This is a genomic window from Methylomonas sp. PHL2-19 (assembly GCF_059331595.1).
This window is the reverse complement of sequence record NZ_CP196839.1, coordinates 2,226,540-2,238,595: the sequence shown is the minus strand read 5'-3', so window position 1 is coordinate 2,238,595 and position 12,056 is coordinate 2,226,540. Positions and strand designations below refer to the sequence as shown.

General features: G+C 51.8%; 12 protein-coding genes. 4 read left to right on the top strand and 8 right to left on the bottom strand.

Features of this window, described 5'->3' with window-relative positions; all coding sequences use genetic code 11:
• Window positions 1-162 precede the first annotated feature (162 nt).
• The 4 genes from ACR02O_RS10520 to ACR02O_RS10505 all read right to left on the bottom strand — a co-directional run bounded on the left by ACR02O_RS10520 (window position 163) and on the right by ACR02O_RS10505 (window position 3,628).
• Entirely contained in the window at window positions 163-705 is a 543-nt protein-coding gene (locus ACR02O_RS10520; RefSeq protein ID WP_319963160.1) for a hypothetical protein, read from the bottom strand.
• 92 nt (window positions 706-797) lie between these two features.
• Window positions 798-1,262, bottom strand: coding sequence for an SRPBCC family protein (locus tag ACR02O_RS10515; protein ID WP_458137100.1), 465 nt, complete (start codon window positions 1,260-1,262; stop codon window positions 798-800).
• Between the two features lie 168 nt (window positions 1,263-1,430).
• Complete coding sequence (locus tag ACR02O_RS10510) at window positions 1,431-1,802, bottom strand: hypothetical protein (protein ID WP_458137099.1); 372 nt, start codon at window positions 1,800-1,802, stop codon at window positions 1,431-1,433.
• Window positions 1,803-1,870: 68 nt separating this feature from the next.
• Window positions 1,871-3,628: a L,D-transpeptidase family protein gene (locus tag ACR02O_RS10505; protein WP_458137098.1), complete on the bottom strand. Its 1,758-nt coding sequence runs from the start codon at window positions 3,626-3,628 to the stop codon at window positions 1,871-1,873.
• A gap of 382 nt (window positions 3,629-4,010) precedes the next feature.
• Here ACR02O_RS10505 and ACR02O_RS10500 point away from each other — a divergent pair, with 382 nt between their 5' ends.
• The 4 genes from ACR02O_RS10500 to ACR02O_RS10485 are packed head-to-tail and all read left to right on the top strand — an operon-like array spanning window position 4,011 to window position 6,250.
• Window positions 4,011-5,300, top strand: coding sequence for a hypothetical protein (locus tag ACR02O_RS10500; RefSeq protein WP_458137097.1), 1,290 nt, complete (start codon window positions 4,011-4,013; stop codon window positions 5,298-5,300).
• Window positions 5,301-5,314: 14 nt separating this feature from the next.
• On the top strand, window positions 5,315-5,530 hold the full coding sequence (locus ACR02O_RS10495; protein ID WP_458137096.1) for a DUF2905 domain-containing protein: 216 nt from the start codon (window positions 5,315-5,317) through the stop codon (window positions 5,528-5,530).
• 25 nt (window positions 5,531-5,555) lie between these two features.
• A complete protein-coding gene (locus tag ACR02O_RS10490) occupies window positions 5,556-6,059 on the top strand; it encodes a YqiA/YcfP family alpha/beta fold hydrolase (protein WP_458137095.1) in 504 nt (167 codons plus the stop codon).
• 17 nt (window positions 6,060-6,076) lie between these two features.
• A complete protein-coding gene (locus ACR02O_RS10485; protein WP_319963167.1) occupies window positions 6,077-6,250 on the top strand; it encodes a rubredoxin in 174 nt (57 codons plus the stop codon).
• Window positions 6,251-6,269: 19 nt separating this feature from the next.
• On the opposite strand, the gene ACR02O_RS10480 is transcribed toward ACR02O_RS10485, so the two are convergent.
• The 4 genes from ACR02O_RS10480 to ACR02O_RS10465 all read right to left on the bottom strand — a co-directional run bounded on the left by ACR02O_RS10480 (window position 6,270) and on the right by ACR02O_RS10465 (window position 12,054).
• A complete protein-coding gene (locus ACR02O_RS10480; RefSeq protein WP_458137094.1) occupies window positions 6,270-6,626 on the bottom strand; it encodes a hypothetical protein in 357 nt (118 codons plus the stop codon).
• A 105-nt stretch (window positions 6,627-6,731) separates the two neighbouring features.
• The gene (gene hflC, locus ACR02O_RS10475; RefSeq protein ID WP_458137093.1) at window positions 6,732-7,697 is read right to left on the bottom strand and encodes a protease modulator HflC; all 966 of its coding nucleotides are present in this window, start codon (window positions 7,695-7,697) and stop codon (window positions 6,732-6,734) included.
• A complete protein-coding gene (gene hflK / locus ACR02O_RS10470) occupies window positions 7,694-8,671 on the bottom strand; it encodes an FtsH protease activity modulator HflK (protein WP_458137092.1) in 978 nt (325 codons plus the stop codon). The genes hflC and hflK overlap by 4 nt, the downstream gene beginning before the upstream one ends.
• 119 nt (window positions 8,672-8,790) lie before the next feature.
• A complete protein-coding gene (locus tag ACR02O_RS10465) occupies window positions 8,791-12,054 on the bottom strand; it encodes a bifunctional diguanylate cyclase/phosphodiesterase (RefSeq protein ID WP_458137091.1) in 3,264 nt (1,087 codons plus the stop codon).
• Between the last annotated feature and the right edge of the window lie 2 nt (window positions 12,055-12,056).

Below are 12,056 nucleotides of genomic sequence, written 5' to 3'. Positions count from 1 at the left end.
TTTGCTCACGATTTGATCACAAGTTTATCCACAACTTCTGTGTATAACTGTACTTTTGGACAATGGCTGCCACCGATAACAATAGCCTAAAACCCATAGACTCAAGCTGATTATTCCTCCCCCAACGGCTTATCCGCCGCCTAACATTTGCAAATCCTGCGTTTATTCAGCCCAGTCGTCGCGCAGTACGATAGGCATCACTTGATCTTCGACTGCAATCACGGCCTTATTCAACACTACCAATTGTTTATCCTCGACAAACTGCACACCCAACATATAAAAAATCGGCCCCCAAAACGGGTTGATCATCAAGCCACCGAGTATGCTTTTCGCGCTACGTTTCAAATTTTTTAACGGGTTAAAAGCGACAGCCAGTGTTTGCTGGGGATGCTCGGCGAATACGTCGGTGATCGGCTTAAAAGTCTGTTTATCCCGGCTTTCCAGTTCATCCAAGGCAACCGAGAGCTTGCGAGCCATTTTGTAAAAATGCAGACGCGCCGCAGTCGCCGATACCGCGAAGGCAATCGCCATCAGCGGCAACAGAATACTGGGCGGCAACAAGGGAGCGAAAGCCGGCGCCAGCAATACCAAGCCATATCCCAACATGACGGTATCTTCCCCGCGCTCGACATCGCGGTCCAGATTTTTAACGATAGCAACCACTTGATTGCCGGACTGATCCAAATAACCTTTGTCTTGAGCCATATTCGTCTCCTTCAGGTTGAATGTGCAGGGTCTTGATTAGATGCCTGCGGTTAAAAAAAGTCAACTGCCAAACCGATACCAAATTGCATGCGCTACGGCCCGCCAACGCCCCACTTTGCTTGCAGATAATCGCGGCGCGTATCGAAAATACGCTGCAACTTATCGCCGATAAAGCCATGCAACAACTGACCCAACCAGCCGAAGGGCATCGTATAAAACACGATGTCTTCCAATACGATGCCCTCCTCGCAAGGTCTTAGACACACTTCATGGCTCCAGAATCCAAATGGACCAACCGCTTGTTGATAGACAAACCGGTTGGGCTTATCGCAGTGGCTGACTTCCGACAGCCAGGACATGGGCACCCCCAAAACCGCCTTCATCCGGTAACGGATCAATAAGCCAGGGTAAATATCCTCGGGCACCGGCGAAGTAATATCGACATGAAAAAACTCCGGCGTAATTTGATTTAAATAGTGCGGAGAGGAAAAGAACGCCCACGCCTGCTCCTGACTGAGCGCCAAGCGTTGCTGGCGGTGGATGTGGTAAATTTTCATGATACTGGCGGACGACGATGCTGAGCTACTGCGATAGCCAGCAATCTACCGTAAAAATATTTTTGCGGTAGTGCTGCTTATGCACCGCAGTGACGCGGATACGAGAGCCCGGTCATCAGAACACCCGCAGGCGAGGCAAGATCCGGGTAAACCCAAACAAACCGAAGATTAGAGAGTCTTGCCGCTTTCTGCCTTGATTTCAGCAATTAAATCGCCGAGGTTTTCGCGTTGTCTCAGCACGAAATTTCGGCTTTCCACTGCGGTGCGACTACCCAGCACGATGATGTCCTTGCGGTGTTTATGCGCCAAATACCCGGCCAGCAAACCACCGGAGAATAAGGCAAGCGGATGGCGGATCAGTGCACGGGTGATGCTTTTGCTGGCGTGCGTCAACCCGGAAATCACGATACCCATCACGACACCTTTGACCAAAATCTCGCCATTGGTCGGCGGTGCCATTCTAACTTTCTTGCCTTTGCGCGCCGGCGATTTCTTAACTTTCTCGGTAACCGCCTGGTTTACTATTTTTGCTTGCGTCATATCCCTGTCTCCCAAAAAACCACACTCCGGATAACAGCATAATCCAAAACCCTTAAAACTGAACCCCGTTAACCGCCGCCGGCACTATTTACCGCTTTACTGACCAATTGTTGTTTAGCGCCCGGATTGGCGGCTTTGCTCAAAGCGGTTTGTAACAATTGATCTTGACCATAAATATCCGGGTAAAAGCGCGGTTTATCGTCAAGGCCCACAAACACAGTGGTATAAAAAAACAACACAGGTATCGATTTTTTCAGCGTGACCCGTTGAGTTTTGGGCCCGGCCATGGCTTGCTGTATCGTTTGTTGGTCCCATTCGGCTTGGTCGCCCAGCACAAATTCCGCCAGCTTTTCAGCCTCCGCCACTCTAACGCAGCCGTGACTGAGATCGCGGCGATCACGATTAAACGCGGCTTTGCCCGGCGTATCGTGCAAATACACATCGGCTTTGTTCGGAAAAATAAATTTCACCCGTCCCAAGGGGTTGCTGCTGCCGGGTCGCTGCCTGGCGCGGACCCGCCCGCTCTTGATTTCGTCGACGATGCTGTCCTGATTTTCCTCTTCATCGTCGTCGGCGTCACGTCCCACCAATTCTATATCCTGATTCGCCAGAAACTCTTCATCGCTCACTAACTTGGGCAGCATTTCCTTGTCCATAATACTTTTCGGGATATTCCAATACGGCATGAATTCCAGATATTTCATTTCTTCCCAGAGTACCGGCGTCTGATTTTGCTCGGCTTTGCCGACGATGACTTTCATCGTCAAAGGCTGTTGATCGTCACGGGAATTGAAAGCCCATAACTGAAACGCCGGAATATTCACAAATATCCTCGGCCCTTCCGGCAACTCAGGCATCCAACGCAAACGCTCCATGGCTAATTCAAGCATCGCAATTTTTTCGGCCGGCGTTTGATTCAATAAGGCCAGAGTTTGTTTACCGATCACCCCATCGGCTTTTAAGCCTTGTTGCTGCTGTAAGCGTTGCACTGCTTCCGTCGCGGCCGCATCGTAAAGTGTTTCCGTGTTGCCGGCACCAACAACGTCTTCCGCTTTCAGTACACCCAACTCCGCCAAACGCTGGCGTAACTCGGGCAATTGCGCGTCTTGCTCGCCTGGGCGCAACGATTTGGCAAAAAGCAGTTTTGGCTTCTGCGCCCCAGTATTTTGCTGACGATAAGCAGCCAACAAAGTCTTTAACTGCTGATATTGCTTGAATTTTGGCGCCAGCGCCGCCGGCAGTTCGGCAAGGGATTGTTGTTGGATATGTTGATTCAGCGATACGGCGACCTCGCTTGCCGATTTGGCGGCAAACTGTGGGGGATAATTGAAGTCGCGCGGATCAACCCGGCCAATATGCAGATCATGCGCGTAATGCACCAATGCTATCGACAAAGCCACGTCGTAAGAGACCAACTGCGTCGTTGCAGTGTGTGGCAGCGCAACGGCTTGTTGTATGTAGCCGCGCAAACGCTCAACTTCATAAACGTCCGGATTTAAACCATCGACTTTGGCATTGCTCAGCAAGCTCAAAGCGTCTTCGCGATTTTTCGCGGCTCGACCTTCCCCCAGCCAAATCAGCTGGTTGGCATTCATCTGATACAGCTGTTTTAGTGCGTCGCTATACTGCGAAAAATCCGCTTGCGACAGCAAAGGCTGCTGTTTGCCGGCTAGTAACGATTGTATGGCTTGCCCTACAGAAGGCTCCGGGCTCTGGCTGCTGGCGGATTGCGAAAAACCATACAACAGCATCAGTACCGTCAGCAGATACGGTGGAAAGTTGCGCCTGGTTGTTTGATTGGTGCGTGATACGGCTTGCTGGGTCATGATTTTTGCAAGTTCAAATTCGGACAAAGGTTGCCATATTGACAAAATACGGGCTCAAGTTCTAGTTTTGCCCGATAAAAAGGGCTTAATGCCATACAGTTCAGCGATCATTGCCGCACCCTAAAAAGTTACGGCTAAAGTGATGCTGCTATCGGCAAAATACCGTGCAGGCTCAAGTTTCACAAGTTTGGATCATGCTGTTCAGAACATGTCGATCAGCATGTACGCTAGCTAACAAAATAAGCTCAACCGCCTGTTTGTAAATGATTTTTGCCGATCTAGCAGGCATCTGTATAAGAATTTACCGATTAACGGACAGGCGTATCGCGCTAGAATAGCGGCGTAAATTCTGTTTCAGCACCCATCCGCGCCTATCGTTTTCATGCATCCCCATCCAGAACCCGAGCAAACACCTAACGCCAGACAGCTAAATAGCGATTGCCGCTGCTCATCACTAAATCGCACAGCGCTGCGTCGCGAACTGAACAGGCTGGACGAAAACGGCGATTTGTATCGGATGATTGCGGAGGAGCGGCCGAATTTATTTGCCGAGTCCGCGGTGTTTATCGATCAAGCTTGCCTGGACCAACAATTGGCAATCATCGCCGCGCTGGAACACGTAATTGCCTTGCCGGCGTATCAACAACAGGTACTTACATACGCACCGGACGCGGCGCGGTTTTTAGCCAAAGCCCATGGCGTATTTCTAGGCTACGACTTTCATTTGAGCGCCGACGGCCCAAAACTAATCGAAATCAATTCCAATGCCGGCGGCGCGATGATTAATGCGTTATTGATTCGCGCGCAAAACAGCTGTTGCGAAATCGCCGGCAACCAGCAGCCTGGCACACTTAAATTGCCTGGGCAGGATACTCAGCCAGCCGAAACCTTATTTATCGACATGTTTTACCGGGAGTGGCGCGCGGAGCGTGGCTTGGCGCCGCTGCGCAGCATTGCCATTGTCGATGAAGACCCACAAAATCAATACCTGTGGCCGGAGTTTCTGTTGTTTAAACAGTTGTTCGAACAACATAAAATCAAAACCGTAGTCTGCGACCCCAAGGCCTTGCGCTATGACGACGGCGCACTTTGGCACGGTGATCTGCAAATCGATCTGGTTTATAACCGCTTGACCGACTTTGGCTTGGAATCTCTAAAATGCCGGAGTTTACGAGAAGCCTATCTGGCCGATGCAGTCGTGCTGACGCCGCACCCCAGAAATCATGCGCTGTATGCCGACAAAAGAAATCTGGTCTGGCTGGGCAAAGACGACTTTCTGCGTACAATCGGCGTCGATGAGCGTACCCGAACACTATTGCGAGAAGGTATCGCCCACACGATGCTGGTTGATGCGCAGAATGCCGATCAGTTCTGGGCGGAACGTAAGCAGCTGTTTTTCAAACCCGCCAGAGGCTATGGCAGTAAAGCGGCGTATCGCGGCGATAAATTGACCCGGCGCGTTTTCGAGGATATTTTGCAACACGATTATGTAGCGCAGACGCTGGTAAAACCCAGCGAACGGCATCTGGATGCCGGCGAGTTAAAACTGGATTTGCGCCACTATGTCTATCAAGGCCAAACCCAATTGCTCTGCGCCCGCCTCTACCAAGGCCAAACCACCAACTTTCGCACGCCGGGCGGCGGTTTCGCGCAAGTGGTAGTCATTCCGTAACGCATAGGAAAAAAATGGAACCCGGTAAAGCACTCATTACTATCGGCTCGGCCATCCTGGTGCTCGGCTTGGTTCTGAATTACGCCCCATGGTTGGTGAATTGGTTCGGCAAGCTGCCTGGGGATATTCGGATTCAGAATAAAAACTGCTTCGTGTTTATACCGATTACATCGATGATTGTGGTCAGCTTGCTGATCACATTGCTGGCCAACTTGTTTTTCCGAAAATAATCTTTCCGACAGCGAGAAAAAGACTATGAGCAAACTGGTGATATACAACCACGGCAAGGACAGTATTCCCTGGGGCGAAAAGCCATTGGCACTGGCGGAGGTCGCCAAACGCCAAGGGTTTGAATTTATCAGCCCGGATTATCAAGCCAGCAACGATCCGGACTGGCGCGTGCAACAGCTATTGGCGCTGGATGTATCGGGATATGAAACGATAGTGCTGGTGGGCTCCAGCATGGGCGCTTATGTTTCGACCGTCGCGGCGGAAATCATCAAGCCGAAGGGTTTGTTTTTGATTGCGCCGGCATTTTATTTGCCAGGCTATGCGCGTACCGAGTTTAAGCCTAGCACCGCCAACATTGAGGTCTTTCACGGCTGGCAAGATGATGTGGTACCACCGGAGAACGCCTGGCGCTTCTGCCGCGAACATCACGCGCGTCTGCATATATTGGATGCCGACCACCGCTTATTAAGCATATTGCCCGTAATGGCGACAGCGTTCGCAAGATTTCTCGGCGATTGTGCCGCTTAACACCCAGGGAAAATCCAATGAGCAATTACAAAAAATACCATTGCCAGGAATGCGAACACATTTACGACGAAGCCAAGGGCGACCCGGATAGCGGCATCGCGCCCGGCACCCGCTGGGAGGACATCCCCGACGACTGGGATTGTCCGATTTGCGGCGCGCCGAAAAGTTTTTTCAAGTTACTGGAATATTGAGCGCTCCGATCAGGCAATCTCAGTACATACCGTTACCGAGCAAAGCCCCGGCGGCGGCACCAATGCCGGCGGCAATCGGGTCGCCATTTCCGAGCTGATAGCCCATCGCACTACCGACCATCCCACCCAACAAACCTTGCGGCGAGCGTTGATCGTAGCCGTAATAAGCCGGTGGCGGAGGTGGCGCGTAATACTGGGGGGCCGGCACATATTCAACGACCGGGGCGGGTTGATAATAAACCACTTCTTCCCGGTACATCGGCCGATAATGCCCGTGATGATGGTGGCCATGATGATGCCCCCAATGCTCATGGTCGGCCAACGCAGCCGACGAAACCAATAAACCCAAAACGATGACTGTTGTTGTTTTTAACATCGCAAACCTCCTGTTAAACAATTATTTGCTTGCGATAAAGTTTGCCGTCCGTAGCTTAATTTTTGCTTATTGGCGATACAAACAGCAGCGCTGTTTTGGCGACTATCAACGATTCTTTTGCTCCACCCGCTTCAACAGGCCAAATAAATCACTGTTGGTAGACAGCACTATAGTGGCGTCGCGGTCTATTACTTTGCGGTAGGTTTCCATGCTCTTCAAAAATTTGTAAAACTCGGCGGACTCGGACTTTTGCCCGTATGCCTTAGCGTAAATTTCCGTGGCCTTGGCATCCGCTTCGCCTTGAATTTCCTGCACTCGCTTGTAGGCCGTCGATTCGATTTCGTTGATATCCCGGTCCCGATTACCGTTAATTCTGGCCGCCTCGCCTTCGCCTTCCGAGCGGAAGCGCTGGGCAATTTGCAAGCGCTCGCTGATCATCCGTTGGTGGATGCGCTCCAACACTTGATGGTTGTAATTGATGCGTTTAAAGCGCACATCCAGCAGTTCGATACCAAATTCCGCCAATTTCGGCGCTGCGGCATCGAACACATCTTTTTCGATTGCCGCCCGGCCCACCCGGATTGGCCGCAGCACCCCTATGGTGCCTTCGCCGGTCAACGGCCCTAAACTTTCGTCTTGCAAGGGTTTGCGATCTTTGTCAGAACGCACCACTTCGATCAATTCATGGCGGGCAATCGCGGTGCGGGTCTCGCTACCTAAAATATCTTCCAAACGCGATTGCGCGCTGCGTTCGTCGCGTAATCGCAAGTAATATTGCATGGGCTGGGTGATGCGCCAGCGCGCGAAAGTATCCACCTGCACATAAGTCTTATCTTTGGTAGACATCTCCACCATCGGCCCATCCCAGGCCAGATAACGCTTATCAAAGCTGTTAATTTGCTGGGTAAACGGAATTTTGAAATGCAAGCCGGGATCGGTGATCGGCTCGCCGACCGGTTTACCAAACTGGGTGATGATGACTTGCTCGGTTTGATCGACAGTAAACACCGATTGCCACAGCAAAAACCCCGAAACTACGATTAACAGCCAGGTTCTTATCGATAAATTCATTTCACTACTCCCGCTGCCTGACCGGGAAACGGCAACATCGGCAATATTTGCTGCACCGTGTCATCGACAATAATTTGCTGGCTGGCTTGCGGTAACACCTCGCCCATGGTTTCCAGATAAATCCGCGCACGAGTCACGTCCGGGGCTTTTAAATATTGTTCCAACACTTGATTGAAAGCGGTGACATCCCCTTCCGCTTCGTTAATTCGTTTAAAACGATAACCTTCGGCCGCGCGAACTTTCTGGTCCGCTTCACCACGTGCACGCGGCACGGCTTTGTTATATTCGCCATTAGCCAAATTGATGACATTCTCTCTATCTTGCTGAGCACGATTCACTTCATTGAACGAGGGCTGTACCGGCTCGGGTGGATTCACATTTTTGAGCTGTACCTGGTTAATTGACACCCCCAATTGATAGCGCTCGGCCAACAAGCGTGCTCGCGCCAGCACGGTTTCTTCAATTTCCTGTCGACCGATGGTGATGATTTCATCGACAGTGCGATCACCGACCACTTCCCGCATCACGGCTTCGGAAATATCCCGCAAAGTCACACCGGGGTCGCGGACCACAAATAGATATTTTTCCGGATCGGTGATCCGGTATTGCACGATCCACTCGACCAGCGCCGAGTTCAGATCACCGGTTACCATAGATTTTTCCAACGCGGGCTCGTCGCCAGTTTGATCCGGGTTGGTGAAACCTGCCGTGGCAAAGCCAAACTCCAGCTTCTGTTGCCGCTGAGTCGGCACGGTGATGACGCTATCCACGCCAAATGGCAGTTTGGCGTGCAAACCGGACGGGACTTTTTCGATGTATTCGCCAAAGCGCAACACAATCCCCTCTGACTCGGCGGGAATGGTATAAAACGACATGCTCGCGCCGACCAGCACCGTGACGATAATCAGGATCGACAATGGCGAAATCGGCAGCGAATCGGGCAGATTTTTAAAAATGGGATTGACGTCGTTCAAGGGCTGACTCCGTTAAGTCGGCGAAAAATCAAGATGCAAGGCATTGCCAGTCACCAGCACCGCCGAATTTAGTAAGCAAGCATGGACCCGCTCCACCCTTTCGTCAATTTGTATGCTATTCAAATCGCTATGGTGGACTCGATAACACTTTGCCGCAAAAACAGCTCAAATTGTTCGCTGGGCATCGGCTTAGCGAATAAATAGCCTTGAATCTCCTGACAGCCCTGTTCGCGCAAAAACTCCCGTTGTTCAACCGTTTCCACACCTTCGGCTATGGTCCGCAAACCCAGGCTGGCGGCCAAACTAATCACCGCATTGACAATGGCTTTATCTTCCGAATCAGTACTGATGTCGCGCACGAAAGATTGGTCTATCTTTAATTTGTATACTTTAAATTTTTTCAGATAACTCAGCGACGAATAACCGGTACCAAAGTCATCGATAGACATGCGTACTCCGCGCTCATGCAATTTATTCATCACCGCTATAGCCGCTTCTGGATTCTGCATCGACACGCCTTCGGTCAATTCCAATTCTAAATATTCGGGCGGCAAGCCCTCCTCTTCCAAAATACGCGACACCATCTCCGGCAAGGCCGGATGGCTAAATTGAGCAGCCGAGAGATTGACCGCCATGATCAAAGGCCCCAACCCCTGATCAAAGCAGGTTTTCGCTTGCCGCACCGCCGTTTGCAATACCCACTCGCCGATAGGCAAAATCAGTCCGCTATCTTCCGCCACCGGGATGAATTCGGCCGGCGAAACCATGCCAAACTCGGGATGCCGCCAGCGCAACAAAGCTTCCGCACCGATCACGCGCCCGCTATGAATGTCCGCCTGCGGTTGATAATAAACATGCAGTTGTTGACGGTCCAAGGCATGGCATAAGGCATTAACCAGTTGCAGATTACGCTGGGCGCGAGCTTGCATTTCCGGTGTAAAAAAGCGGTAACCGTGCCGGCCATCGGTTTTGACTCGGTACATGGCCACATCGGCGCTTTTAGACAGGCTTTCCAGGTCCTCGCCATCGTCCGGATACAAGGCTATGCCAATCGATGCGCTCATCGTCAAATCGAATTCCTCAATCCGGTAAGGTTCGGCTATCGCATCAAGAAGCTTCTGCGCGACATTCGCGGCCCCGCCGGCATCGGTGCCCGGCAACAAGAAAATAAATTCGTCGCCGCCCAAACGGGTCACGGTATCTTCTTCGCGCAACACGGCACAAAGCCGATTGGCTAACTCCACCAATAGCGCATCGCCGACGCTATGCCCCAAGGTATCGTTAATATTTTTGAAATGATCGAGATCAAGAAACATCAGAGCTAAGTGGCCGTTACTCCGTTTGGCCAAACTCAATGCATATTTCAAGTGATCGTCCAATTGACTGCGATTCGGCAAGCCGGTGAGCGAATCGTAATTGGCTAAGTAATAAATGTGCTCCTCCGCCTGCTTACGTTCGATAGCTAAGGCGACGAAATGCGCGACCATTTCCAGCAAGCGCAATTCATGTTTGCTGGGAACGGCAGGGTGACGATGATAAATCGCAAAGGTACCCAGCACTTTTTTACCGGCGGAGAGTACCGGCTCCGACCAGCATGCCGCCAAACCGGCCCGTTCTGCCAGCGGCAAAAAAGGCTGCCAAAAGGGATGCTCGGCCAGATTTTCCGCAATCGTTCTTTGCCCGGTGTACGCGGTGTTGCCGCACGACCCCGCTCCGGCACCAATTTTTAGCCCATCGATCGCCTGATTGTAGAAATCCGGAAGACTAGGTGCCGCGCCTAGCCGTAGACGTTCGTCATCATCCACAAGCAAAATCGAACAAACGCTACCAGCCAACATAATTTCCAGTTCGGTAACCGCATCATGCAAAATATCCGTCAACTGCAGGTTACCGTTGAGCCGTTCCAGCATAAACACCCGCAAACTTTCCATCTGCTGTGCTTGCTGGCGCTCGGCCTCACGCTCGAAGCCACCGATGGCATGATCGATGTCCATGGCCATTTCCAACAGCAGATTGCGCGCGGCATCGTCAAACACATTGATTTGATCGCCGTACAGCATAAACGCCCCAGCCGGCTTGCCGTTTCGATGCAAGGGTAAGGCCGCGGAAGCCTGCCAATCGAATTTTGCCCCACGCGCATGCCAGGCTATGGTGGCGGGGTCGTGTTGAAAATCCTGACACCAATATGGCTTGTCCTCTCTGACTGCGGTACCGGTTGGTCCGCACCCGGTCGGCAGGTTCTCGTCTATTGATATTTCAATGCCATCCAGATACTCGATGCCGATGCCATAACAGGCAACCGGTTTGATAGTTTGGCTGTTTTGGTCAAGCATGCCGATCCAGGCCATTTTCATGCCGCCAAATATCACGGCGTCGCGGCAGATTTGCGGGAATAATTCGGCTTCGCTGGTACAGCGAACGATGGCTTGGTTACATTGACTTAGCGCGGCATACAATTGCGTCAATCGCAGATTTCTTGCCTCGGCAGTGCGGCGCGCGGCTTCAACGCTTGCCAAACTGGCCCGCGTTTCCGCCAGCCAGCCCAACACGCTGTTGCGCATGCCCTTGCATACCGGAATATCGGCGGAAAAATCGCCGCTACCCAAACGCACGATCTGATCGTGCAATTCATCGACCGAGGCTCCCAATATTGCGTGTAAAGTCCGATACGCCCGCCAAAGCGTCAATAACAACATAACCCCGAACACCACAAACACCACCCGCAACCAAAAGGCAATACGCGCTCTGGCAACCACACTCTGTTGCGTGCGCAGGTCTATCAATTCGAAGGCGTCGATGATCGATTGCATGACTTTCGCTTTTGCTCGATGGTAAGTCGCATCGTGCAGCATTAGATTGACTTGATGCCATTTGCCGTCGGGCATTCCCTGATTCGAATCAACCATGTCCATCGCCGTGCGCTCTATTTGGATAAGTGCAGCGGAATCGGCCGTGGCTTCGGCCATTTTCGCCAGTTCCTGCTCGGAAAACCCGGCTTGCCGCATCAACTCCAGCAAGGCCACCGGCTGCGTGCTTGATTGCGGCGCCGGATGAGCATTGGCGATCACCAAGTCCCAATACATGTCGTGATAATTTTCGGGCCTGGGCAGTTTGCCGTCGCGAATGTCGATAATCTCTTGAAAATAGTGTTTATAAACCGGATCGCCGGTCGCGACATAACTGCGCGCCACATGCGAGAGATCGTTGGACGATTGCCTAAATTCATCGGCCAGCAAGTGTGACGCAAAGCGGATTTCGTTGGCGCGATCAATTTGCTTCTCGGCGCGCACGTAAACCGCGAATGCGATCACGAAAATCACAAACATGACCAGATTCAGCCACAAAATTCGAGAAAACCGGGAAAAGTAATACGGTCGCGTCATTT

Coding starts and splice junctions, on each gene's coding strand:
- ACR02O_RS10520 (WP_319963160.1), bottom strand. CDS start 705: ATGGCTCAAGACAAAGGTTATTTGGATCAGTCCGGCAATCAAGTGGTT.
- ACR02O_RS10515 (WP_458137100.1), bottom strand. CDS start 1,262: ATGAAAATTTACCACATCCACCGCCAGCAACGCTTGGCGCTCAGTCAG.
- ACR02O_RS10510 (WP_458137099.1), bottom strand. CDS start 1,802: ATGACGCAAGCAAAAATAGTAAACCAGGCGGTTACCGAGAAAGTTAAG.
- ACR02O_RS10505 (WP_458137098.1), bottom strand. CDS start 3,628: ATGACCCAGCAAGCCGTATCACGCACCAATCAAACAACCAGGCGCAAC.
- ACR02O_RS10500 (WP_458137097.1), top strand. CDS start 4,011: ATGCATCCCCATCCAGAACCCGAGCAAACACCTAACGCCAGACAGCTA.
- ACR02O_RS10495 (WP_458137096.1), top strand. CDS start 5,315: ATGGAACCCGGTAAAGCACTCATTACTATCGGCTCGGCCATCCTGGTG.
- ACR02O_RS10490 (WP_458137095.1), top strand. CDS start 5,556: ATGAGCAAACTGGTGATATACAACCACGGCAAGGACAGTATTCCCTGG.
- ACR02O_RS10485 (WP_319963167.1), top strand. CDS start 6,077: ATGAGCAATTACAAAAAATACCATTGCCAGGAATGCGAACACATTTAC.
- ACR02O_RS10480 (WP_458137094.1), bottom strand. CDS start 6,626: ATGTTAAAAACAACAACAGTCATCGTTTTGGGTTTATTGGTTTCGTCG.
- hflC (WP_458137093.1), bottom strand. CDS start 7,697: ATGAATTTATCGATAAGAACCTGGCTGTTAATCGTAGTTTCGGGGTTT.
- ACR02O_RS10465 (WP_458137091.1), bottom strand. CDS start 12,054: ATGACGCGACCGTATTACTTTTCCCGGTTTTCTCGAATTTTGTGGCTG.